Annotated in this window: 23 protein-coding genes; 16 read left to right on the forward strand and 7 right to left on the reverse strand. The window is 40.9% G+C overall.

All coding sequences use genetic code 11. From position 1 onward, the window contains the following. Window positions 1-650 precede the first annotated feature (650 nt). From B4C48_RS06110 to ruvB, 3 genes are all read left to right on the forward strand, one after another. Window positions 651-1,991: a deoxyguanosinetriphosphate triphosphohydrolase gene (locus tag B4C48_RS06110; RefSeq protein WP_291354724.1), complete on the forward strand. Its 1,341-nt coding sequence runs from the start codon at window positions 651-653 to the stop codon at window positions 1,989-1,991. A gap of 122 nt (window positions 1,992-2,113) precedes the next feature. Further along, window positions 2,114-2,716 carry a Holliday junction branch migration protein RuvA gene (gene ruvA, locus B4C48_RS06115; RefSeq protein WP_291354725.1) on the forward strand — a complete coding sequence of 201 codons (603 nt, stop codon included), beginning with the start codon at window positions 2,114-2,116 and terminating at the stop codon, window positions 2,714-2,716. Window positions 2,717-2,949: 233 nt separating this feature from the next. Beyond that, window positions 2,950-3,957: a Holliday junction branch migration DNA helicase RuvB gene (ruvB, locus tag B4C48_RS06120; RefSeq protein ID WP_291354726.1), complete on the forward strand. Its 1,008-nt coding sequence runs from the start codon at window positions 2,950-2,952 to the stop codon at window positions 3,955-3,957. 14 nt (window positions 3,958-3,971) lie between these two features. On the opposite strand, the gene B4C48_RS06125 is transcribed toward ruvB, so the two are convergent. Continuing rightward, on the reverse strand, window positions 3,972-4,706 hold the full coding sequence (locus B4C48_RS06125; RefSeq protein ID WP_291354727.1) for a hypothetical protein: 735 nt from the start codon (window positions 4,704-4,706) through the stop codon (window positions 3,972-3,974). A gap of 80 nt (window positions 4,707-4,786) precedes the next feature. After that, on the reverse strand, window positions 4,787-5,368 hold the full coding sequence (locus B4C48_RS06130) for a hypothetical protein (RefSeq protein ID WP_291354728.1): 582 nt from the start codon (window positions 5,366-5,368) through the stop codon (window positions 4,787-4,789). Window positions 5,369-5,679: 311 nt separating this feature from the next. On the opposite strand from B4C48_RS06130, the gene B4C48_RS06135 reads away from it, so the two are divergent. The 7 genes from B4C48_RS06135 (at window position 5,680) to pal (ending at window position 12,254) form a co-directional block, all read left to right on the forward strand. Then, window positions 5,680-7,029 (forward strand): amidohydrolase, encoded by a 1,350-nt coding sequence (locus B4C48_RS06135; protein ID WP_291354799.1) that lies wholly within the window; start codon window positions 5,680-5,682, stop codon window positions 7,027-7,029. 245 nt (window positions 7,030-7,274) lie between these two features. Next, window positions 7,275-7,685: a tol-pal system-associated acyl-CoA thioesterase gene (gene ybgC, locus B4C48_RS06140; RefSeq protein WP_291354729.1), complete on the forward strand. Its 411-nt coding sequence runs from the start codon at window positions 7,275-7,277 to the stop codon at window positions 7,683-7,685. A gap of 25 nt (window positions 7,686-7,710) precedes the next feature. Then, a complete protein-coding gene (tolQ, locus tag B4C48_RS06145; RefSeq protein WP_291354730.1) occupies window positions 7,711-8,409 on the forward strand; it encodes a protein TolQ in 699 nt (232 codons plus the stop codon). Then, window positions 8,409-8,858, forward strand: coding sequence for a protein TolR (gene tolR, locus B4C48_RS06150; RefSeq protein WP_291354731.1), 450 nt, complete (start codon window positions 8,409-8,411; stop codon window positions 8,856-8,858). The genes tolQ and tolR overlap by 1 nt, the downstream gene beginning before the upstream one ends. 3 nt (window positions 8,859-8,861) lie before the next feature. Then, a complete protein-coding gene (tolA, locus tag B4C48_RS06155) occupies window positions 8,862-10,139 on the forward strand; it encodes a cell envelope integrity protein TolA (RefSeq protein WP_291354732.1) in 1,278 nt (425 codons plus the stop codon). 206 nt (window positions 10,140-10,345) lie between these two features. Next, window positions 10,346-11,629, forward strand: coding sequence for a Tol-Pal system beta propeller repeat protein TolB (gene tolB, locus B4C48_RS06160; protein WP_291354800.1), 1,284 nt, complete (start codon window positions 10,346-10,348; stop codon window positions 11,627-11,629). 55 nt (window positions 11,630-11,684) lie between these two features. Next, entirely contained in the window at window positions 11,685-12,254 is a 570-nt protein-coding gene (gene pal / locus B4C48_RS06165; protein ID WP_291354733.1) for a peptidoglycan-associated lipoprotein Pal, read from the forward strand. A 56-nt stretch (window positions 12,255-12,310) separates the two neighbouring features. On the opposite strand, the gene B4C48_RS06170 is transcribed toward pal, so the two are convergent. Further along, entirely contained in the window at window positions 12,311-12,505 is a 195-nt protein-coding gene (locus tag B4C48_RS06170) for an NF038105 family protein (protein WP_291354734.1), read from the reverse strand. Between the two features lie 186 nt (window positions 12,506-12,691). Between B4C48_RS06170 and B4C48_RS06175 the strand changes: the two genes are divergently transcribed. The 5 genes from B4C48_RS06175 to B4C48_RS06195 all read left to right on the forward strand — a co-directional run bounded on the left by B4C48_RS06175 (window position 12,692) and on the right by B4C48_RS06195 (window position 15,991). After that, window positions 12,692-13,666, forward strand: coding sequence for a class 1 fructose-bisphosphatase (locus tag B4C48_RS06175; protein ID WP_291354735.1), 975 nt, complete (start codon window positions 12,692-12,694; stop codon window positions 13,664-13,666). Between the two features lie 54 nt (window positions 13,667-13,720). Beyond that, on the forward strand, window positions 13,721-14,497 hold the full coding sequence (locus B4C48_RS06180; protein ID WP_291354736.1) for a TrmH family RNA methyltransferase: 777 nt from the start codon (window positions 13,721-13,723) through the stop codon (window positions 14,495-14,497). Window positions 14,498-14,665: 168 nt separating this feature from the next. Beyond that, window positions 14,666-15,280, forward strand: coding sequence for an RNA polymerase sigma factor (locus B4C48_RS06185; RefSeq protein ID WP_291354801.1), 615 nt, complete (start codon window positions 14,666-14,668; stop codon window positions 15,278-15,280). After that, window positions 15,277-15,597, forward strand: a complete 321-nt coding sequence (locus B4C48_RS06190) for a hypothetical protein (protein WP_291354737.1) — start codon at window positions 15,277-15,279, stop codon at window positions 15,595-15,597. Before B4C48_RS06185 ends, B4C48_RS06190 begins: the two co-directional genes overlap by 4 nt. Further along, a complete protein-coding gene (locus B4C48_RS06195) occupies window positions 15,587-15,991 on the forward strand; it encodes a DUF3106 domain-containing protein (RefSeq protein WP_291354738.1) in 405 nt (134 codons plus the stop codon). The genes B4C48_RS06190 and B4C48_RS06195 overlap by 11 nt, the downstream gene beginning before the upstream one ends. Window positions 15,992-16,156: 165 nt before the next feature. On the opposite strand, the gene B4C48_RS06200 is transcribed toward B4C48_RS06195, so the two are convergent. From B4C48_RS06200 to cxpE, 4 genes are all read right to left on the reverse strand, one after another. Then, window positions 16,157-18,571, reverse strand: coding sequence for a CSLREA domain-containing protein (locus tag B4C48_RS06200; RefSeq protein ID WP_291354739.1), 2,415 nt, complete (start codon window positions 18,569-18,571; stop codon window positions 16,157-16,159). Between the two features lie 13 nt (window positions 18,572-18,584). Continuing rightward, window positions 18,585-20,399, reverse strand: a complete 1,815-nt coding sequence (gene rbtA / locus B4C48_RS06205; protein WP_291354740.1) for a rhombotarget A — start codon at window positions 20,397-20,399, stop codon at window positions 18,585-18,587. A gap of 119 nt (window positions 20,400-20,518) precedes the next feature. Beyond that, window positions 20,519-21,223, reverse strand: a complete 705-nt coding sequence (gene hda, locus B4C48_RS06210; protein WP_291354741.1) for a DnaA regulatory inactivator Hda — start codon at window positions 21,221-21,223, stop codon at window positions 20,519-20,521. Window positions 21,224-21,238: 15 nt separating this feature from the next. Then, window positions 21,239-22,459 carry a chloramphenicol efflux transporter CxpE gene (cxpE, locus tag B4C48_RS06215; protein WP_291354742.1) on the reverse strand — a complete coding sequence of 407 codons (1,221 nt, stop codon included), beginning with the start codon at window positions 22,457-22,459 and terminating at the stop codon, window positions 21,239-21,241. A gap of 134 nt (window positions 22,460-22,593) precedes the next feature. On the opposite strand from cxpE, the gene purM reads away from it, so the two are divergent. Further along, window positions 22,594-23,294 (forward strand): phosphoribosylformylglycinamidine cyclo-ligase (purM, locus tag B4C48_RS06220; protein ID WP_291354743.1); only part of this gene is annotated, 701 nt, incomplete at its 3' end.

Here is a 23,294-nt window from a genome sequence, read left to right on the forward strand (position 1 = left end):
CTGTGTATTGACCAAATCAGCTAGATAGAAATTCATGAATGTGTCATGTATTCATTAAAGAATACTCAGGAATACTTTATTTTTCATATAAAAAATTTGAATCTCGTGACAATTTGAGCATTCACTATCTTGTTTCTAAATATTATTGCAATACTGAAGCTTATACTCAATTCCCTATCTTTTAATCAGTGTCATGTAATTCTGCATTTTTCATTTTTGATGTCTTAGAGTTCTTTCATAAATCATTTTTCAATAACTATAAGCTATTCGCAAAGTCAAAAGAAAAAATAGATTTTAGCAGCGATTGGATTCATGAGTGTGGCATGGATGCCACACGTTTTCCATCACGACAAGGAGGTCGTGTATGGGAAACTAAAGGTTTTTGGCTACTTTTGACCTTTCAAAAGTAGAGATCTTGCCTACGTAAAGCTATCAAAATAGTAACAATCAAATGAGGCAGTGCTAATTTAAGGAAACCTAATACTGAACATTTTTTGATTCATGAAAGAGATCTCTTGAATAAATGATCGAGCTCAAACACTAGCACACAATTCAGTGTATTATCAGAAAGACAAATCATGTCGCCCTGCCCTAGTCGCTTGGACTTTTTTTTGGCATGATGCATTCAGGTCATCACTGAATAACGATAAATGGAACAAATGCGTTGGTTAGAACTGCTTTCGACAGTTCGTATTGGTAGCAAAAAACAAAGTTCAGAACAGGCGCGCAGCCCATTCCACAAAGATTATGACCGCATTATCTTTTCGCAAAGTTTCCGCCAGCTCAACCGTAAAACTCAGGTTCATCCGCTGACCCAACATGATGGTATTCATACCCGTTTAACCCATTCTCTGGAAGTGTCGTGTATAGGCCGTTCACTCGGCATGCTGGCAGCTGAAAAAATTAAAGACCAACTGCCGGTCTGGATTTCCCCCGCCGATGTTGGGGCTATTATTCAGGCCGCCTGTCTGGCACATGATATTGGCAATCCACCTTTTGGACATGCCGGTGAATACGCGATTCGTGAATGGTTTGACGATGCTTCACATGGCAATTTTCTGGAAAAACTGACTCCGGAAGAACAAGCCGATGTACGCCAGTTTGAAGGCAATGCCCAAGGCTTACGCTTACTGACTAAAATTGATTATCATCCGAATGATGGCGGTATGCGCCTGACTTACGCAACCTTAGGGGCTTACTTAAAGTACCCTTGGCTGTCTAAAACCATTGCCTCACAAGGTGATCGTCCGGCCAATCAACGCGCAAAATTCGGTTGTTATCAGTCTGAAAAAGAGATTTTAAAGCAAATTGCTGAACAACTCGGACTGATCCAGTTGGGAGATTATCAGTATTGCCGTCATCCGCTGACTTATTTACTGGAAGCCGCCGATGACATTTGCTATGCGCTGATTGATCTGGAAGATGGCATTATTTTAAATATGCTCTCTTATGAAGAAGTGGAACCGATTTTCCTCGATCTGATTGCAGATTATGGCAGACCGGAAGAACTGTCTATAGCAACCACCACTTGGCAGCAAAAAATTGCCGCCCTGCGTGGCCGGGTGATGAAACGATTGGTGGATGAAGTGACCACGGCATTTGCAAAACATCACTTTGAAATATTGTCGGGACAACTTAAAGGCAGCTTATTGCAATATTGTTCTGAAGATATTGAACATGGTATTGACCGAGCGAAGAACTTGGCGCGTGACAAGATTTTTGAACATCCGCAAAAGGCTGGTCTGGAAATTATTGCCCATCAAAGTCTACAAAACATTTTAGATGCCTTTATCCCGCTGACCACGCCGCATAAAACCTTGAACTTTAAAGAACAGCGATTGATGTCGATGCTGCAACGTGCCGGTGTGAATTTTCAAAATAATCATTATGAAAATATTATGCAGGTGCTGGACATTATCTCTAAATTTTCAGACCATCAGGCCTATAACCTGTCGCAAGAGTTACAGGGCAATCAAGCTGGTTTGATGTAAAGATGTTGCAGATATTCCAACCAAAATTTCTGCAGAATTTAAAGATTTAAGCGTGAGCATTTTGCCTTTATGACAAATGCTCACTACTATGCAACGAACGATAGATGAAGTGACAAATTAAAATGATTGGATGTCTCATTGGTGAAGTGTTTGCTTTAGAAGCACCGACAGTACTGTTAAATGTAAATGGTGTGGGCTATGAAGTGGATACTCCGCTTTCTACATTTTGCCAGTTACAAAAAGGACAAAAAGTAACGCTGTGGACGCATTTGGCCGTGCGTGAAGATGCTCAATTGCTATATGGTTTTTTAGATGCACAAGAGAAAACCATTTTCCGTACCCTGCTGAAAGTCAACGGCGTGGGTCCAAAAATGGCGCTGGGTATTCTATCGACTTTAAGTGTAGAAATGCTGATTCATACCGTTGAACATGAAGATGTGAATACCTTGGTTAAAGTACCGGGTGTAGGCAAAAAAACTGCTGAACGTTTGATGATTGAACTTCGTGACCGCTTTAAAGCCATGTCTGCAGGTAATGTTCCGACCAATTCAACAGCGCCACAAATTCAGTTTACCTGCAATTCTGCTGTGGCAGAAGCGGAAGCGGCCTTACAGTCTTTAGGCTACAAACCTGCCGAAGCACAAAAACTGATTAATGCCGTTAAAGCGGACTTTACTGAAGCTAGTGACATTATCCGTGCAGCATTAAAGTCGATGAATAAATAAGCTCTCTACTTATTAGCAAATTTTCAGCCAAAATTTGCTAGCACTTTGGCGACATGGATGTCGCCGTTAAACTGTGCTACAAGGATGTAGCATCAGTTTAACAAATGGGTTTTGTCACTTTTGCCCAGTCAAAAGTGAAAATTGCCTACACAAAGGCATATAAAACCTAATAGATTCTTGAGGCTGTGAATTAATCCACCTCAAATGACCGTAAAGAGATAGATTAAACACATATGCAAGACCGTCTCATCAGTGGTTCTGAAAAACCCGAAGATCATTTTGATCGTGCCATTCGCCCCACTTCACTGGATGACTATGTTGGTCAACCGGTGGTACGTGAGCAAATGGAAATCTTTATTGGCGCAGCCCGTGGCCGCGGCGAAGCACTCGACCATACCCTGATTTTTGGTCCACCGGGTTTGGGTAAAACCACACTGGCCAATATTATCGCGCGGGAAATGGGCGGTAATTTAAAATCGACTTCTGGCCCTGTACTGGAACGTGCCGGCGATTTGGCAGCCATGCTGACCAATCTGGAAGAAGGTGACGTTTTATTTATTGATGAAATTCATCGTCTTTCTCCAGTGATTGAAGAAATTCTGTATCCGGCAATGGAAGATTACCAACTCGATATCATGATTGGTGAAGGACCGGGTGCACGTTCGATTAAACTGGATTTACCACCTTTCACACTAGTTGCAGCAACGACACGTGCCGGCTTGCTCACCTCTCCGCTACGTGACCGTTTTGGTATTGTGCAGCGTTTAGAATTTTATTCGGTTGAAGATTTAACCCATATTGTGACCCGTTCAGCATCGTTAATGGATGTCCCCATGACTGGTGATGGTGCCAAAGAAATTGCCCGCCGTGCGCGTGGTACACCACGTATTGCCAACCGTTTACTGCGTCGTGTGCGTGACTATGCTCAAGTCAAAGGTACGGGTGAAGTTAATCAGGATATGGCGCAACGTGCGCTGGATATGTTGAAAGTCGACAAAGATGGTTTGGACACTTTAGACCGTCGTTACTTAAGCATGTTGCTAGAGCGTTTTGATGGTGGCCCTGCCGGTGTGGAAGCGTTGGCTGCTGCCATGGCAGAAGATTCAGGCACATTGGAAGATGTGATTGAACCCTATTTGATTCAGCAAGGTTATGCGATGCGTACTGCTCGAGGACGAATTGCCACCAATATGGCGTATTTGCAGTTTGGGATGACACCGCCTGAACCGAAAGAGAAGTGATATATAAGGGAGATTTATTCTCCCTTTCTTTTATTAGGTAATTCTTCTTCAAAGTAGTCTGTAAGATTTAGCTTGAAATTTCTAATTTCATCCTGCCAATAACTTACATCAACATCGTGTTTTTCTCTCTTTAAACCAGGAGTAATTTCTCTAATCAATCCTCGCTTAAGCATAAGAATACTAGCGCTTAAATCTGATTTCCCTAAGTACAATTCCAATCTTGTCCCATTGATTTCCATTAGATCTCTTTTTTGGGTTAGCTCTGCTAAATAGTCAATTGGTAATGTTCCAATTAGATTATTCTGTAAATTTTTAGCTTCATACATTAAGTGTTCGCATAACGAAATAAATTCAGCAGCTACCGAACGAATTGAATTACATCTTTCGTTAGCTATATCCATTCTTTTTAAGTTTTCTTGGCTTTCAATAAGTTCACGATTTGATGAAGCCATTAAATCCTCTGAGCTTTTAATTTGTTTTATGACAGCCTCAAAAGATTGTTTTGTTAAATCAAAACTTTTCCTTCCATACCAAATCGCAATAATCGTGGCAGAAATTCCTAAAATTAAAGCAACTATCATGGCTATAACAAAAGACCAAATTGCAGTGGTATCAGTTGAATGATTTAAGTCCAAATACACTTTCTGCCCATTCGGCTGTTGCAAAATAACAGTTTGTGTATTTTCTTGTCGCGGTACTGTCCATGGAAGCTGGATCATTAACGCTTGTTTGCCTTCTTGTTCTACCATCTTTCTCCCAACTTATTTTTTAAATATCTGTTGGGGGATATCTTAAATGTTTTTTCTTTTCATTTTAATCAATTAGATAATTATAAATTAGAGATGACACGTACCTCTTCCACCAGCATCAACTCACATGCACCATTCCCCGTATCTTCACGACTTAAAGAACTCCGCCATGTCCATCCATCTTGTGCTTTGACTTCCACTAACTGGCCTTTTAAATATATCAAATCATCTTGATCAATAGCTTTCAGCTGCTTGGCAATTTGTTTCGAGGCAGGAATTAAATGTGTATTGGCACTATGCGTTGAAATTTCATTGACTGGAATGGGTGGAGCATTTTCATAACGCCAATAATACCAACGATTGCTCTGGCTAATCGATAACTGTTTATAAACCTCAGGATCAGCCATTTTGTCCCATCCCAAAGCAAAATCGACAGGGCTAATCTCAGACTCGCGTCCAAAGTTATAGTTTTCTCTCGATAAAACCCGAAACTCTCCTTTATAAGGCTGCAAATTGGTGATGCTATAATTATTAAACTGATGAACTCGCTTTGCAGTTTGATAATCAGCAGCATCTAAAATGCCTTTATCCAGTTTCAGCCAATAATTCCACAGCGCAAAGCCAATGGCGAAAATAATTAAATATTTCAAAAAACGACTCACTTAAAACTCTAAGGCTGATCAATGCTGTAACAAGCCAATCATAGATTGAATCAAATTAAACTGCTGTGTCACAGATCTGAAAATTTACTGTTACAACCACAATGTATATAAGTTAATTTCACCTTAAAATACATAAATTTACAAAGTAAAAGTATAAACAAAAGCCTTATATTCCAATCATTAAAATGCGCTATACCTTAAAAGTATATTTAACATACCAATAGGGTTTTGGTTAAATTTACAACAATATGCAACTCTAGAGAATCACTTTAACCATTTCAAACTCTTCAGGATTCTCCCAAGATATGAACATGTACAAGCAGATTTCCCTTTGTCTTCCACTTATCCTTTGCAGCCAGATGAGCCTTGCAGACTGGATTGATGATTCCGTTAAAAACGTAGAAGCGCATACCATTAAGCTTCGACAACATATTCATCAACACCCTGAACTTGGGAATATGGAATTTAAGACTTCTGAGCTGATACAAAAAGAGTTGAAATCTTATGGCATTGAGGTGCGTAAAGGCTATGCCAAAACTGGTGTGATTGGTGTACTTAAAGGGGCGAAACCGGGTCCAGTAATGGCATTACGTGCAGATATGGATGCCCTGCCGATTGAAGAAAAAACTGGACTTCCGTATGCCAGTAAAGCCAAAGCTATTTATCAGGGTGCAGAAACTCACGTGATGCACGGTTGTGGTCACGATGCCCATACCGCAATGCTATTGGGTGCCGCTAAAGCTTTAGCCACGAATAAAGATAAAATTGCAGGTACGGTGGTATTTGTATTCCAACCAGCGGAAGAAGGCGGTGCCGATATTGATAACTTTACCCAAGGTCATTTAATCGGTTCACGTAAAATGATTGCCGATGGGGCATTGAACAATCCAAAACCGGAAGTCATTTTCGGCATGCACGTGATGGCAGGCATGCCAAGCGGCAATATCCTGTATAAAGATGGCGCGATTCTGAACAGTGCCGATCATTTGCGCATTCAAGTCAATGGTAAACAGGTGCATGGCTCTATGCCTTGGCTCGGCCGCGACCCCATCTATGCGTCTTCGCAAATGATCAACAACATGCAAAGTTTAGTCAGTCGTACTGCAGATTTGACCAAAGGCATGGGCGTAGTCAGTATTGGCAGTATCCACGGCGGAACAACAGGTAATGTCATCCCCGACCAGGTCAATATGGTCGGTACCATTCGCTCCAACAGTGAAGATGTCCGCCAAGGCATTTTAAAAACTTTACCGAAAATGGTCGAACATAATGCTGTAGCCAATGATGTCACTGCAAAAGTGGAAATTGCGCCATATGCGCCGGTAACCACCAATGACAAAACCTTAACCAAGCTGATGCAACCTACACTTGCCCAAGTCAATGGCAAAGATAAACTGCATGTGCTGGACAACAATGCCAGTGCCAGTGAGGACTTTGCCTATTATGGTCAGCTTATGCCGTCTTTGTTTGTCTTCGTGGGTGCAACGCCTGCCGATCAGGACATGGCGAAAGCCGCACCTAACCATAACCCGTTATTTATTGTCGATAATGCAACTTTAAAAACTGGGGTAGAAAGCCATGTGCGCTTCATCCTTGATTATCCAAAAGTTGCCGGACAGGTACAGACAGACTGGAAAAAGATGCAAGCTGCGAAAAAATAAAGTACATTTTTAAAAAAATGTGAGCATCCTTTGCTCACTTTTTTATATCTAAAGGTTTTGTTGAGTAAATATAGAATAGATTTCATTTGAAACCTTGTGCCATTGGACTAAAAGCTCAAGCTGCTAAACTGCAACGCGTTACACAGCTTGACTCTTAGCGAAAAAAACCTCATTTTCACAGATCTTTTAAGCCGCTAAAAGTACAGCTAAAACCATAAAACTGAATTGAAAAACGGGACACAATCATGGCGAATAAATTCGAATTCAACATTCGTGTATATATTGAAGACACTGATGCAGGCGGCATTGTCTATCACGCGAATCATATTCGTTTTATGGAACGTACCCGTACTGAATGGCTACGTGCTTCAGGCGTTAGTCATTATTGGCATCAAAAAGATTACAACTTTGTCGTGCATAAAATTAACGTGAAATATTCACGTCCTATCCTGATGGATGACCTGATTACTGTTACAGCGAGTGTAGTTTCGTGTAAAGCGACATCTTTTGTATTGCAACAAAATATTTATCGTGGTGAAATCATGCTTGCATCTGGTGAAGTCGAATTGGCATGTATCAGTGTAGACGGCATGCGTCCAACACGACTTCCTGAAGAAATCCGTACACTAATTCTGAAAGAATTAGGACAAGACTAAAAAAATTTATTGGCACATTGTAACTATGGCAACACAACTAGAATCTTCGCTACACGTATCAGATCTTATTTTACAAGCAAGTCCTGTGGTTCAACTGGTAATGCTGCTGCTGCTTCTGGCATCACTATATAGTTGGTATCTGATTGCCAAGTTACATATGAGTTATAAAAAAGCCCAGGCCGATGATCAACATTTTCAAAAAATTTTCTGGTCGGGTGCCGAATTAAATACCCTGTATAACAATGCCCAGCTCAATTCCAAACGTGTCGGTCTGGAAGATATCTTCTATCAAGGCCTGGGTGAATTTTTAAAACTTAAAAAACGCAATGCGCCGGCCCAGCAAAGTATTGAAGGCACAGAACGTCTGTTACGCGTTGGCTTAAGCCGTGACCAGGGTAATCTGGAACAAGGTTTGGGTGCCTTGGCGAGCATTGGTTCAGTTGCGCCCTATGTCGGCCTGTTCGGTACGGTTTGGGGGATCATGAATGCCTTTATTGGTCTGGCAGATGTCGATCAGGTTACACTGGCAACCGTTGCTCCGGGTATTGCCGAAGCATTAATTGCAACCGCAATTGGCCTGTTTGCAGCCATTCCAGCCGTGTTGGCCTTTAACCATTACACCGCAAAAGGTGAAGCAGTTTATTCAGACCGTGCTTTATTTGCTGAAGAAATGGTGGCGCTATTACAACGTCAAACTGTGGGTTCTACACAGGAAAATGACTGATGGCGATTCAACGTTCCGGACGCTTCGAGCGTATTAAAAAACCGTTAAAAAGTGACATGAATGTCGTCCCTTATATTGACGTCATGCTGGTGCTTTTGGTGATTTTTATGGTCACTGCACCCATGATTACGACCGGAGTAAAAGTCGATTTGCCTCAAGCCAATGGCACACCCATGCAGGCTGAAGACCGCCCTGCCATTGTCACGCTTGAAACAGATGGCACCATTAAACTTGAAGATAAATCACATAGTAATGACGTGTTGACTCTCGATGAATTAAAAGCTGTGCTGACTGAATCGCAACGTGAAGCTTCAGAACAGAAAAAACAAATGAGTGTACTGATTAACGGCAGTGAATCTCGTCCTTATGGTGAAGTCATGAAACTCATGTCTGCCCTACAGGATGCAGGATTAACTCAAGTAGGTTTACTGACTGAGCCATTAAAATAATTTATGAAAGATCTCACAAAGCCACAATCTAAAGAAAAAACGATTGCGCTTGGATTTACTATCGGTGTCCATGTGGTGGCAATGACTGGTTTACTTTTTTTAGGTATGAGTAAACCACCTGAGCCTCCCAAAAAGATCACGACGGTTTTAGTTAAACCGGAAGATTTACTGCCGCCGCAACCTTTAAAGCAGACGGACTCAGCAGAAACTACGCATGAAAAAGTCGCTGAACAGGTTCAGCAAACAGCCAAGCCAAGTGCGGAACCTGCTCCGGTTATTCCAGTTACTCAACCTACACCTCCGACACCGGCACCAAAACAACCTGATACCAATAAAGCGGCTCAACAAGCCAAAGCTGCTGCTGAAGCAATGCAAAAAGCTGAGCAACAAGCTGCGGAAAATGCAAAAGTTGCTGCAGCCAATAAATTAAAAGCCCAAGCTGAGGCAGCTGAAAAAGCCAATGCAAAAGCTGCGGCTCAAGCCAAGGCTGATGCTGCTGCAAAAGCGGAAGCAGATGCTAAACGTAAAGCAGATCAGGCTGAACGTGCGAAAGTAGAAAAAGTCAAAGCGGATGCGTTAAGAAAGGCAGAAGCGGATAAACAGCGCGCTGAAGCTGCCGCAAAGGCCAAAGCCGATGCTACTGCAAAAGCGAAAGCCGATGCGACTAACAAGGCAAAAGCGGACGCTACTGCAAAAGCGAAAGCCGATGCGGCTAACAAGGCCAAAGCGGATGCTGCTGCAAAAGCTAAAATAGATGCAGCGAATAAAGCAAAAGCCGATGTGGCCAATAAAGCAAAAGCGGACGCTGCTGCGAAGGCGAAAACTGATGCTGCAAATAAAGCTAAAGCTGATGCAAAAGCCAAGGCAGATGCAGCGAATAAAGCTAAAGCGGACGCTGCCAATAAAGCAAAAGCAGATGCGGAAGCACGTGAGCGTGCCGTAGAAGAAGCCAGAGCATCATCTGCTAAACAGGCGGCAGAAGAAGCGGCAACCCAAAAGGCTGAAGCAAAGAAAATTGCCTCAACTGCAAAACGTGATTTTGAAAATAAAATCAAACGTGCATGGGATATTCCGAGTGGTTCATCAGGTCAAAAAGCAACTGCCCGTGTGACTTTAAGTGATAGCGGTTCGGTTCAATCCGTGATTGTTAACTCAAGTGATCCCGACATGAAAGCCAGTGTAGAAGCCGCCGTTCGGGCAGCTGCACCTTATCCAATGCCTTCAGATCCCGATGCGCGTCGTGAAGCGAGAACCTTTACTTCCAGCTTTACGGCCAGATAAATAAAAGCCACATCAAATTTTGATTGATGTGGCTTTTTTTGACATTTAAACTGGACAGTCGATAAAAAAGCTAAAATTTTATTCATTTTTCACAGTCTTATAACAGTTTAGTCATCATGATGTGCTTCCAATCACTCAAAATCATGCCATTATGTGACGCAAGCAAATTCACAATAATTTATATTTTTTAGAGTACGTAGCAGATGATGGAAATGACGCGTAAACATCTACTTTGCCTGACCATTTTGACCGCTTTAAGCCCAGTATTCGCCACGCAATCCTATGCACAATTGCATCTGGAAATTGCTAAGGCACCTGAAGAAGCGCCAAAAATTGCCATTATTCCTTTTAATAATGATCAAAGTATTTATCCAATCGTCGAAAATGACCTGAATCGTTCAGGTAAATTTAGTAGCGCTTCAAAGAACCTCCCTGCAACAGCGAGTATGAATACTCCAAATGCCGAGGCATGGAAAGCTGCCGGTGTGCCTTATGTCGTAACAGGTACAGTAAAAGCCACGGATAATGGCAGTTTTGAAGTTCATTATCAGCTTTATGATGTAGAAAAACAGCAATATCTATTAAATGAATTATTGACTGTACCTGCTTCACGTATTCGCCAAGCTGGTCACATGATTAGTGATGCCATTTATCAGGCATTGACCGGAATTGCAGGCGATTTTAGCGGTCGTATTGCCTATGTACTGCGCAACCCCGCAACACCAGAACAGCGTTATACTCTACAAATTGCCGATACCGATGGTGAACAGCCAAAAACCATTCTGACGTCCCGTGATCCTATCTTGTCACCGGCCTGGACACCGGACGCGAAAAAAATTGCTTACGTTTCATTTGAAACCAAACGTCCAGCCATTTATGTACAGGATCTGGCTACAGGAAAACGTGAAAAACTGGCCAGCTTCCGCGGTTTAAATGGTGCTCCTAGCTTCTCACCGGATGGCAAGAGCATGCTGTTTACAGCTTCGATGCATGGCAATCCTGAAATCTATCAAATGAATCTGGATACACGTGAACTCCAGCGTATGACCAATGACAGTGCCATCGATACTGAAGCACGTTATGCTCCAGACGGTAAATCTTTTATTTTCACCTCTGACCGCGGCGGTTCACCACAAATCTATACCTATAGTTTTGCCAATAGCACAAGTAAGCGTTTAACCTTCCGTGGCGCATTTAATGCCCGTGGTACCTTAAGTGCAGATGGCAAGAAAATTGCTCTGGTCCATCGTCCAAGTGGCAGTAACTATAAAGTGGCCATTCAGGACATCAACAGCGGTATTACTAATATTCTTACCCCAACCAGTCTGGATGAGTCACCAAGTTTCTCGCCAAATGGTCAAATGGTGGTTTATGCAACCCGTGAAGGAAATCGTGGTTTATTGTCGATTATGTCACTAGATGGTCGTTTCCGCATGAATTTACCAAGTGAACAGGGCGAGGTTCGTGAACCGGCCTGGGCGCCTAAATAACAATTTCTCAAATTAATTTTATTAATCTAAAGTAATGATAATCATGGAGATAAAGATGAAAGCAGTTCAATTATTCGCGCTTCCTATTTTGGCAACTGCCTTGGTGATGACAGGTTGTGCCAGCCGTAAACCTGCCACTGATATTCAGGCAGGACAAAACCCGAGTGAAGCCACCACCGTAAGTACTGAAGGTTTAAGTGAAGATGCAGCTTTAAATGCACAAAACCTGGCAGGTGCTTCTTCTAAAGGTGTCACTGCTGCGAATAAAGCATTTTTAGCTAAACGTGTGGTTCACTTTGACTATGACAGCAGTGAACTGTCGAATGAAGACTATCAAACTCTTCAGGCACATGCTCAATTCCTTGTAGCCAATGCCAACTCAAAAGTGGCTTTAACAGGTCATACCGATGAGCGCGGCACACGTGAATACAACATGGCTTTGGGTGAGCGTCGTGCTAAAGCGGTAGAAAGCTTCCTAATTACCAACGGCGTTGCTGCAACCCAATTGGAAGCGGTAAGTTATGGTAAGGAAATGCCGATTAATGCAGGTCATGATGAAAATGCATGGAAAGAAAACCGCCGTGTAGAAATTAACTACGAAGCAGTTCCACCATTACTCAAATAATGGTTCTCATAAAAAAGCGCTCAAGTTGAGCGCTTTTTTATATTTTACTCAGAACCTTAAACCTTCTCAGATTCATTCGTTTCTTCTTTTGGATGTTGCATGGATTCAATCAGATCGTGCTTGTTGAATTCTTTGTATTCAGGTTTAGCCTCATAACCTTTCCATGCTTCTTTCACTTTTTCGACAGAAATATCCTCTAAATTCATAGCTTCATTTGGCGTTGGAGTCGCATCAAACTTTTGCGTTGTCATAACTGTGCTCCTATCACGTTTTCCATAACCTATAAACCTCAACATAGCATTTTCCACAAAACTTACAAGAGTAAAATCGCGACAAATAGTCGAGTTTAATTGTTCTTTTACTGCATTCTCATCTAAAATAGTTGCCCATATTCTTTTGATAATTTTTTATCATTTTCTAATTGGAGTTTTCCTGTCATGTCATACCTCACCCTTTCCCAATATTTACAACAACAAAACGGGAATCTAACACCTGAGCTCGCTCAAGTTATTGAAACAATTGGTAATACATGTAAAGACATCGATCAATTATTGCAAAAAGGTGCTTTGGCTGGTGTGCTAGGTAGTGCACAACACGAAAACGTTCAAGGTGAAGAACAAAAGAAACTTGATGTTATTTCCAATGATTATTTAATTGATGCGCTAAAAGTTCATCCTCATGTCGGCGGTTTAGCGTCAGAAGAACTAGATGATTTCACGCCTGCCCAAGAAAATGGTGAATTCCTTGTTCTGTTTGACCCTCTTGATGGTTCAAGCAACATTGACATCAACATGTGTGTCGGCACAATTTTCTCTATTTTGCCTGCTAAAAATGCAGTGACCAAAGCTGAAGACTTCATGCAAGCTGGCACCAATCAGGCCGCTGCAGGTTATGTTCTTTATGGTCCATCAACCATGATGGCACTGACTGTTGGTGCGGGTGTTGTATTCTTTACCTTTGACCCAGAATCTAAAGAATTTTTACTGACTTCTGAAAATATTCAGGTTGCAGCAGATACTAAAGAATATGCGATCAATGCTTCTAACCAACGCCACTGGGAAGAACCTGTAAAACGTTATATCGATGAATTGCTTGCAGGGAAAACAGGTCCCCGTGAAAAAGACTTTAACATGCGTTGGGTCGCTTGTATGGTGGGTGATATTCACCGTATTCTTTGCCGTAGCGGTATCTTTATGTACCCATATGACACTAAAGATCCGAAAAAGGCCGGTCGTCTACGTTTAATGTATGAAGCAAACCCGATGAGCATGCTGATGGAACAGGCAGGTGGTGCATCTACCACGGGTCGCGTACGTATTCTAGAGATTCAACCTACTGACCTTCATCAACGTGTACCTGTGGTGATTGGTTCAAAAAATGAAGTTGACCTCGTAACTCACTACCATAATTAATTTTTTATAGCGGAAGTAAGTCCTTATGACTTGCTTCCGTGGATCTCATCTCCCATGCCGACTATTTTTCTAGAATCAAAAGATAATCCTAAAATTAAGCACTTACGTGGCTTAATTGAGCAAAATTCATATCGTAAAAAACAAGGTCAAACCGTACTTGAAGGCACCCACTTATGTTTGGCCTGGCTCGCAGAAGATAGAAAAATCAAATCTATTTTTACCACTGAACAGGCATTAAATCATCCTGATTTTGATCGCATTGCTGAACAATATCAGGGTGCAGTCTTTGTGATCAGTGAATCTCTATACAAGGATTTAAGCACTCTAGGCACGACATTGGCTTGTCTTGCGATTGTAGATTTACCCACGTCCCGCCATGCCCTGGATTTCACAGCAGACACCTTGATTCTGGAAAATATTCAAGATCCGGGAAATGTCGGTACTTTACTTCGCTCTGCAGCAGCAGCAGGTATTCAACAAATCGTCTGTACCAAAGGTTCAGCTTCGCTTTGGTCGCCGCGCGTACTTCGTGCAGGAATGGGAGCTCATTTTTCACTACGTACTTATGAAAATATTGCACTTGAAGATATTCTGGATCAATTCAAGATTCCTGTATACGTGACCAGTTCACATGAATCCGAAAGCTTATATTCTAAGGATCTCACCCAATCTTGTGTCTGGATTTTAGGCAATGAAGGTCAAGGTGTGTCGGATTACGCGCTTGCTCATGCACAAGCAGTTTCCATCCCTCAACCGGGTGGACAGGAATCTTTAAACGTTGCTATTGCAGGGTCTGTATGTTTCTTTGAAATGGTACGCCAACGTTTATAAATCTGATCTTTCGTTACTTTATTTTAAGCATCCCTCATCCATGTTTAAAAATAGATTACACTAGAAAAATAATAATTTTTTTGTCAACCAAACCATTATTTCCAACGTTATAGAGATTATGAATATGGAAATAATGGTGGGTATCCAATGACAGGATTTTCCATCTCTATGGATTCAGCACCGAAGTCGTCTCAGTCGGAAAATTTGAGTACTCTCAAGAGTACGGCTGAACAACGCCTGAAAATTTTTATGCAGGATGTGACTGGACGTGCTTTAGTGATGATGGAAAGCGCAACTCAAGGTCAACAAGGCATTGCGATGGATCTCGTGCAGGAAGCTTTTATTTCCTTGCATAAGGCATATGCAGATAAGTCGACTGATGAGTGGTATCCCCTGTTTTACACCATTTTGAATCATAAACTACAAGACTGGCGTAGAAAAGAAGTCCGCCGAGCACAACCTTTTTCTTTTTTTAAAAAGGTCAGCTTGGATGATGACGATATCGAACTGAATGATATTGTTGATGAAAGTACACCTAGTCCATTCGATTTTCTTGATCAAGCCGTGACTGCCGAAGAAATACAAGAAGCTATCGCTCAGCTTCCTGTTCGCCAGCAACAAGCTTTCATGCTGCGTGCTTGGGAAGGTTTTGATACACACACCACTGCACAAATCATGGAGTGCAGTGAAGGTAGTGTAAAAACCCATTATCACCGTGCTATTCAAGGTCTCCGAGCTTCTTTAGCACATTTGAATCCATATCGTGGAGGGTCATCCGAATGAAACAAGATGATTTCTTAAAAAAAGTTACTTCCAAACTCGATGGACTCGCACAACATCACAAAGCCAAACCTGTGGTGATGAATCATGTCATTGAAGAAATTCAGGCACGAGAAACATCACGTTATGGACTTTGGAAAATGTCAGGTTTTGCGCTTGCTGCAGCAATTGCAGGTTTCGTGGTACTGCCAAATTCCATTGAAATGTCAACAAAACCTCAAAATCAAGTTGTAGTGACTCCAAAACTATCCCCGCAAATGGTTGAAGATTTGGAAATGTTAATGGTTTTAGGTGAGGATAAGGCTCCACATGGCAGCTAAAAAATTAGCATTTGCTTTTTGTGCACTCGGATTTTTACAAACCAGTTTTGCTGGTTTCGAACGTTTTTGGATTTTTTCCAAAGATGCTGACACACAAGTGGCAGAAACCTGGGAAACATTGTCTGATAGTGAACAGCGCGCGCTCATTCAACGTTACCAGTCACTTAAAGAATTACCTGAAGCCCAAGGCACAACCTTACAGCAACGTATGGATTGGTTTACCCAGCTTCCCGAGCAAGAAAAACAAAAAATGCGTGAAACCTGGCAAAAAATGAGTAGTCAGGAACGCAAAGAGTTGGGTAGCCGTATGCAAAAGGCAACACCTGAAGAGCGTCCACTTATTCGCGCAGAATATATCAGTAAATATTTGCAACCCCAAATAACTAGTCACTAAATAGACAAGGGTTATCAAAAGATAAAGATTCTTTTATTTGGTGTTTTTAGTTTAGTTATTTCTTCAAGCAGCTCTATTTTAATCATTTCTAATCGCTGTTCATTAATAGCCTTAATTTAAAAATAAAAAATGCCTCATCAATGAGGCATTTTTTTGATTAGAATATTATTTCTTGCGACGATTTCTAAATAAAGCAAGACCAGCTAAGCCTAAAATACTATATATCCCTAGACTTCCGCCTCCTCCAGATGCTTCATTGTTCGTATTCTTTTCAGTGTTGAGTAAGTAAATTTTCGCATTATTTGACGACATTCCTTCTGCATCAAAAATATTATAATCCAGTTCATAATCAAACTGACTAAAATTATTTTTCACTTCAAAGTACAATTGTCCACCATAACAGGTGTCTTTGATATAATTACCTGGGCATGGACCTTTACGATCCGCATTCACAATTAAACCAGCAGGAATGGTCGATAGACGTATCGGTAACTCAACTCCCTGATCATTTTTATAAAATACATTCTTATTAATAGTTAGATGATTTGTTGGTCCATCCCCATCATCACTATCATTGGTTAATGGATTAACGCTAAGTACTGAATTCGAACTTGGAGTAATTGAATAGGTATCATTTTCTGCTATAGGTGCAATATTGACAAAATTTGCCGTTATCAGTCCAGTAGACTTGACTGCACTGTCTTGTTTAGACGTAATAGTATATGAACAGTAACCATGCCCATCTACTACTCGGCCATCCGTACGATAAATGATGATTTGTTTTAGATCCTCTTTCCATTCACACTTAAAGTTAGGATCAGCAGTTCCGGCAAACTCGAATCCTCCCCCGCTTTTTTCAACAAACTCGCCAATACCATAGTTATAGGTCGTTATTGTATAGTTATTGGTATTAAGTGCTTTAAGTTGTATTGCACCAGCCATATCCGAGGCAGCTTCTTCACTTGGTAAAGCATTTGAAAAAGGATCAAAATAGATGGCACGATACTGAGCATACTGTTCGGTAAATTTTTTTAAGTCTTCAAATTTTGTTAAGTCTTCTTGATCCTTTACTCTAAGTTCTTTATCTGCCTCAGGATCAGCAAGATATTCTTTGAGTTTATCAATTTGCGTTTGATAATCTGAAATGAGTGCTATATAAGATCTATTTGTTAGCGTTGTCGTATCAGCTGCAGTTAAACGCATGCGTTCAATCGAGCCAATATCACAGGTGTTATTTAAGTTGGGATCTAATATATGGGTAGTATCTGTAATACGCGCCAAATTACGTTGATCTGTGGCACTACATTCCGACATACCTGTATTAACTAAATCAGTAGTATTCTGATTATCAATCGGATAATACATCGGTAAAAATAAATTATATTTAGATGCAGCTTGATATGGTGACAGAACTGTCGCCATACTGATTGAACCTAAATTAATATTGGTATTAAGACTTGTATTACCAGCAGTAGATGCTGTCGGTAAATCACACTGTCCTGTTCCAGGATCTAGCTGCAACGCATTTTGATAAGCGTAGATAACACGCTTAGTAGTTGTCAAATCGCCATTATTTAGTGCATAACGACATGACTTACCAGCATTATAAGCCAAGATATTGAAATTTAAAGAAATGCTACCCGTATCATCATAATACAAAGTACTATGAGCATTATTTTCAACGATGGTATTACTATGCAGTAATAATTCGGAACCTGGACTTAAACGATGATCTGCAGTATTTAGAACACGAATAATACTGCCATTACTGCTATTTGCTGTGTTCTTCGCAATTGTACTTGCTGTGATGCTTACACTTGAACTACCACATAAATCGATTGTACTCAGACTGGCTGCTGAACCATTTTCCACAATACTGCTTTTATCAATTTTAATAATCGCATTTGTTTTTCCCAAATTTGCCATGCAGTCCATCGCAATAACACTACCTTCAGTTGCGCTATTACCTTGTATAAGTGTACCGCTTAAATTAATTTGATTTTCTGGTTTATGGGCGACGAAATAAATTGCTCCGCCATCCTTAGCGGAAGCTGAGTTTAAAATAGCACTATTGGTCATATTTAAGGAACCACCGATCAGCAATGCTCCCCCCACTTCACTTGAAGCTCCCCTATCTAGAGCAACATTATATAAAGACAGTGTTGATTCCCTGTCGATAGTATTGAAAATCCGTGATTTATCTTTTGCACTGATTTTAGTTTTTAAATTTTGACGTGCTGGATACTCATTGGTTAAGACATCTTTTGTTGAATAATCAACAGGTAATTTTCCATAAATGTAAATTTCTGATTCTGGCGTTAATTCGCTATTAAGGATATATTCACCCTCTTCAAGCTGAATATAATCTTTTTGCCCTCTGACAGTATTACCTGGCGTACAGCCACCATAAGCCTTATCTAAACTGGCAGCTTTAATTGCTTCACGCAATGAACATTTATTGGGATTGGTATTATCTTCATCATCGAAGGTATTCACAAAAATTGTTTTCTGTTCTGCTGCCATTAATGACATCGCAGACAATATCATGGCAGTGAGCAATCCTTTTTTATAATTTTTCATAGATCATCCTTAATTATTTTTTATACCGGCGTAATCCAACTAAACCTAATATGCCAAATAGACTGAAGAATCCAACAGAACCACCTGATGTGTTCACACTCTTACTTTCCATAGCATTTTGCGGTGCCTGTACAACATTCACATTCACTTCCATATAGGGTTTGGTTTTATTAAAACGCGTAGATGAAGTCACCAGCCGGATTTTAAAAATATCTGCACCATGCCAACTACCTTGAGGTGTATAAACCAGCGTTCCATCTTCATTAATATTCAGCTTACCTTTGGAAGGTGTTTGTGTCTGTACCACTTGCAAACAACCTGCTTGCCATGCTTCACCTGTAGGATTTTGACCTAATATGGCATCACATTCTTCTTTTGGCACCAAATCACTATCACTAAGATAACTAACTACTGAAATTTTGGCAGTTTCCCCTATAATTAAATCTTCACCCACAAGTCCTGTTGTGCTGGGTACCACAATTTCAATTGCACCACGATCGCATAAATCATTATCTTCATCACGTGCATTATCACGCTGATCTATGCTTTCACATCCCATCACTTTGGAAGTTGAATCAACCTGAAATTTACCTTTATTGATGAATAATGATTCAGCCAGGCTCTTATAGCTCATCAAAATACGCGGGCGAAAATATCCTAAAAAATCTTTATCAGATTGAAAATAAGGACATAATAATGAGTCCGGATCTTCACTTAATGTTTTACATTTTCCATCTAATGCATCACCTGCAATGAGCTGTGTACCAGTCCAGATATCATTTGGATATAGACTGTCGCCTGCCGTACAACTATTCGCCACGACATTATTTTGATTATAAGTTTTATCGGTATTTATAAAAGAACAGTTATTATCCTGAGTAATAGGATATGGATTTCCCAAAACAATACTATTGGCTAAATAGGCTTTTTGCGCAGGCGCATTAAATTGAATCCCTGCTGTATTACCTATGACAGTTAGGTTATTTAAGCCTATACCATCACGAACATTAATTATCCAGCCTTTATTTTTATAAAAAGTACTATTGGCAATTTTATAGGACATGTATGGAAACACAGACAAAGCTGTACTAGCTAAATCTGTAGCAGAATATATATTTGCAGTGCTTGCTGAATTAGTCTCATTTTCTCGAAAAACAGAATTTGATATTCTAAATTGCGGAACCTGACTATAAATAATAGCGCCTTCATCCGCCTTATTTTTTTCAAACAGACTGTATTTAATTTCAACTAGACTACGTGACAATGATTCTGTTTCAGTCGGCACACCTACATTGTAAATGGCACCACCTTGGGTTGCGATACCGCCTGTTAATTTCACATGATCTAAAACCAGATATTCATTGTTAAAAATTAAACCGCCTTGGCTAGCACAAACGCTCTGATCACACCCCTGCAAATTCACTTCAATGAGGTTAACTTGAACTAGGCCCTTTGTTGCATCATCAATATAAAAGATATTATTCTTGCCCACCATTTTAATCGTGGCATTATTTAAACCTGGCTTTATATCGTTTGAAAAACTGCTGTCATACACTGTTTTTAAAGTCAGTGCTGCCGTAATTTTAATTTGGTTATCTAACTTATAGGTTGTTTGTTTTTCAAGCACGATGGTTGCGCTGGAACCTTTACCACCACAGCCCAAATGACCTGCTTCAGGCAACCCCAAATTAACGTATTCTATTGCTTCACGTAATGAACATTCCTTGTCATCTTTTTTAGTATCTTCAGTCGTATTTACGATAATGTCGGCACTATAAGCATGTCCTGCAACGCATAACATCCCTATACCTATGCTCCGTTTGAGCATACCTTTCTCCTTGTATTTTTCTATATATTTTTATTCTTAAGTTGCACATTCCCTGCAACATCGAACTATTTTGCTGTACTTTGTCACAGCTTGAACAATTTCTCAAGATTTTTTATTGTTTACCGATATTCATCGATTAAGGCATAAATTTGTCTTAAATTGGCATGACTGATTCTGGTTTTTTCACCTTTTAACAGTTGAATAAGCTGTTCTAAAGTCTGCAGTAAAACCGAAGTCTGATGAGGTCCATGGACCAATAAATAATCAATGATCTGCTGATCAATATGAATTCCGCGACGTGACAACACCGAGTTCACCAATGCATAACGGTCAGCATATAAACTCCCCGATGGCACTTTAACACTGACTGCCTGAGTCAAGCGTGACTGTAAATCTGGAAGTTCAAGTTTTAACTCAATGGGTGCCATACGCGACGAAAAAACCAGCTGTCCGCCACCTTCATTATTGTAATTAATTAAGTGAAAGACTGCTTTTTGCCAATGTGGAACCCCACTAATTGCTTCAATATCATCAAGTGCAACCAGATCATATTGATCTAATGAAGTAATCGCTTCAGTAGGTGCATCCAGCAATTCCAGCAGTGAAACCTGAATTGCCGATTTGCCAACTTCTAGATAAGAATCACAAATAGCAGAAAGCAAATGACTCTTGCCAGATCCCGCACCGCCATAGACATAAAAGCGGTTCATTAAACCGGCATGGAGTTGCCGAACTGCATCGATCACATGACCCCATCCCGGACCAGAAAAATCGCTAATTCTGGCATCCAGTTGAGGTTCAATATCAAGTTGCAATTGACGCATATTTGAGTTTTAACCTTAAGGTTCTTTATGATCTATCGATTCAATCTTACTCGATTTTTCAGCATCTTGCAGATTTTTTGAAGGACGATCTTTTAGCTCGACCTCCACATCTACCTCTTCGCTTTCAATTGAAACCGACCCTATATCCGTATTCTGTATCAATACCTGAGGCGGTCTATAAATATGGCTCTTTTCATAACATTCGCGTACGTGACGCAACAGGACAACAATGATGGCTGCTACAGGCAAAGCAATCAGCATTCCCAGAAAGCCGGCAAGCTGGGCACCAGCCAATACTGCAAACACTACCGCAACTGGTGATAGGCCAATTTTATCGCCCAACAGAAAGGGTTGCAGAATATAACCTTCTACCATCTGACCCACCATAAAAACCACACCCACCAAGGCAAGATGGGTCCAGTCGAGACCAAATTGAAATAGTGTGGCGATCACAGCGGCAATAATTCCCACCGCAAAACCCAGATAAGGAATAATACTGGACAAACCTGCAATCATGCCAATAATCAGACCGACTTCCAGTCCAATCATTTGCAAACCTACTGCATAGACCACGCCGAGCAAAAGCATCACCAAGAATTGACCTTTAACAAAGGCACCTAAAACACTATGACATTCACCTACAATGTTTAAAGTTGTCTTTTCATAGGGACGAGGAATCAGACGGCGTAGGCTGTCTAGCATGCGATCCCAATCCAGCAGGAAATAAAAGGCAATAATCGGGATTAATATGATCGTTCCGCCAATTTGAATAAAATTCAGGCCAGACTGGGCAACTTTCAGTACCAGAGCCTGAATACTGTCTGCACTATAATTGGTTTGAATGTAATCCATAATGGCAGAGGACATCTGCTCGGTATCTATTTCCATCGGCATCAAATTAAATGTATGCGACAACCAAGGCAGGAAGGTATAGTTCACCCAGTGAATACCTGCAGGAATACTAGTCTTGGCATACATGAGCTGTTTCCAGACCAATGGAACCAGATACCACATCGCCCAAGTCAGTACGACCCCAATCCCTACAAATACCACACTAATTGCCAGCCATCTCGGCAAGCCTATTCTATGTAATTTATCGACCAATGGACTGAACAAATAAGCAATTAAAAATGCTCCAATAAAAGGCAACACCACAGGTTTAAGTAAATACAGAACCCAAAGGATGAATGCGATTGCTGCAAGTATAAAAATGCGTCGTGAGGTGCGATCGACCATAGAAACTCGCCTTTTTTCAGTTTATTTGTTCTAGACATTAAAATATTTGAATAAAGATAGCATTTTAGCGCATAAATAACATAAGAGTTTCGTATATTCGGGTATAATCGCGGCGCGAATGCGGAGACTTCATTATGAGCAACTCAACTTCTACCCCAAACACTGGTTTAAGCTACAAAGATGCGGGTGTCGACATCGAAGCGGGCGACGCATTAGTCGATCGAATCAAATCTGTCGCTAAGCGCACGAAACGTCCTGAAGTTATGGGCGGTCTAGGTGGCTTTGGCGCACTTTGTAAAATTCCTAAAGGTTATGAAGAACCTGTTCTCGTATCTGGCACGGATGGTGTAGGTACAAAATTACGTTTAGCACTCAACTTAAACCGTCATGACACAATTGGTCAAGACCTGGTTGCAATGTGTGTAAACGATCTTTTGGTTTGTGGTGCTGAACCATTATTCTTCCTCGATTACTATGCAACGGGTCACCTCAATGTTGATGTTGCAGCAAATGTAGTGACAGGTATTGGTGCGGGTTGTGAGCTTGCTGGCTGTGCACTTGTAGGCGGTGAAACTGCTGAAATGCCAGGCATGTATGAAGGTGAAGACTATGACCTTGCAGGTTTCTGTGTAGGTGTAGTTGAGCAAAGCAAAATTATTGATGGCTCTAAAGTCAAAGCAGGTGACGTTTTAGTAGGTGTAGCCTCTTCTGGTGCACATTCAAACGGTTACTCTCTTCTTCGTAAAATTCTTGACGTAAAAAACGTTGACCTGACTCAAATCGTGGATGGTCGCCCGCTTGCAGACGTTGCAATGGAACCAACACGTATTTATGT

Source organism: Acinetobacter sp. UBA3106 (genome assembly GCA_002365595.1).
GTDB lineage: Bacteria > Pseudomonadota > Gammaproteobacteria > Pseudomonadales > Moraxellaceae > Acinetobacter.

What these genes read in the sequence shown, in the direction of transcription:
- B4C48_RS06110 (WP_291354724.1), top strand. Translation starts at nt 651, where the DNA reads ATGGAACAAATGCGTTGGTTAGAACTGCTTTCGACAGTTCGTATTGGT.
- ruvA (WP_291354725.1), top strand. Translation starts at nt 2,114, where the DNA reads ATGATTGGATGTCTCATTGGTGAAGTGTTTGCTTTAGAAGCACCGACA.
- ruvB (WP_291354726.1), top strand. Translation starts at nt 2,950, where the DNA reads ATGCAAGACCGTCTCATCAGTGGTTCTGAAAAACCCGAAGATCATTTT.
- B4C48_RS06125 (WP_291354727.1), bottom strand. Translation starts at nt 4,706, where the DNA reads ATGGTAGAACAAGAAGGCAAACAAGCGTTAATGATCCAGCTTCCATGG.
- B4C48_RS06135 (WP_291354799.1), top strand. Translation starts at nt 5,680, where the DNA reads ATGTACAAGCAGATTTCCCTTTGTCTTCCACTTATCCTTTGCAGCCAG.
- ybgC (WP_291354729.1), top strand. Translation starts at nt 7,275, where the DNA reads ATGGCGAATAAATTCGAATTCAACATTCGTGTATATATTGAAGACACT.
- tolQ (WP_291354730.1), top strand. Translation starts at nt 7,711, where the DNA reads ATGGCAACACAACTAGAATCTTCGCTACACGTATCAGATCTTATTTTA.
- tolR (WP_291354731.1), top strand. Translation starts at nt 8,409, where the DNA reads ATGGCGATTCAACGTTCCGGACGCTTCGAGCGTATTAAAAAACCGTTA.
- tolA (WP_291354732.1), top strand. Translation starts at nt 8,862, where the DNA reads ATGAAAGATCTCACAAAGCCACAATCTAAAGAAAAAACGATTGCGCTT.
- tolB (WP_291354800.1), top strand. Translation starts at nt 10,346, where the DNA reads ATGGAAATGACGCGTAAACATCTACTTTGCCTGACCATTTTGACCGCT.
- pal (WP_291354733.1), top strand. Translation starts at nt 11,685, where the DNA reads ATGAAAGCAGTTCAATTATTCGCGCTTCCTATTTTGGCAACTGCCTTG.
- B4C48_RS06170 (WP_291354734.1), bottom strand. Translation starts at nt 12,505, where the DNA reads ATGACAACGCAAAAGTTTGATGCGACTCCAACGCCAAATGAAGCTATG.
- B4C48_RS06175 (WP_291354735.1), top strand. Translation starts at nt 12,692, where the DNA reads ATGTCATACCTCACCCTTTCCCAATATTTACAACAACAAAACGGGAAT.
- B4C48_RS06180 (WP_291354736.1), top strand. Translation starts at nt 13,721, where the DNA reads ATGCCGACTATTTTTCTAGAATCAAAAGATAATCCTAAAATTAAGCAC.
- B4C48_RS06185 (WP_291354801.1), top strand. Translation starts at nt 14,666, where the DNA reads ATGGATTCAGCACCGAAGTCGTCTCAGTCGGAAAATTTGAGTACTCTC.
- B4C48_RS06190 (WP_291354737.1), top strand. Translation starts at nt 15,277, where the DNA reads ATGAAACAAGATGATTTCTTAAAAAAAGTTACTTCCAAACTCGATGGA.
- B4C48_RS06195 (WP_291354738.1), top strand. Translation starts at nt 15,587, where the DNA reads ATGGCAGCTAAAAAATTAGCATTTGCTTTTTGTGCACTCGGATTTTTA.
- B4C48_RS06200 (WP_291354739.1), bottom strand. Translation starts at nt 18,571, where the DNA reads ATGAAAAATTATAAAAAAGGATTGCTCACTGCCATGATATTGTCTGCG.
- rbtA (WP_291354740.1), bottom strand. Translation starts at nt 20,399, where the DNA reads ATGCTCAAACGGAGCATAGGTATAGGGATGTTATGCGTTGCAGGACAT.
- hda (WP_291354741.1), bottom strand. Translation starts at nt 21,223, where the DNA reads ATGCGTCAATTGCAACTTGATATTGAACCTCAACTGGATGCCAGAATT.
- cxpE (WP_291354742.1), bottom strand. Translation starts at nt 22,459, where the DNA reads ATGGTCGATCGCACCTCACGACGCATTTTTATACTTGCAGCAATCGCA.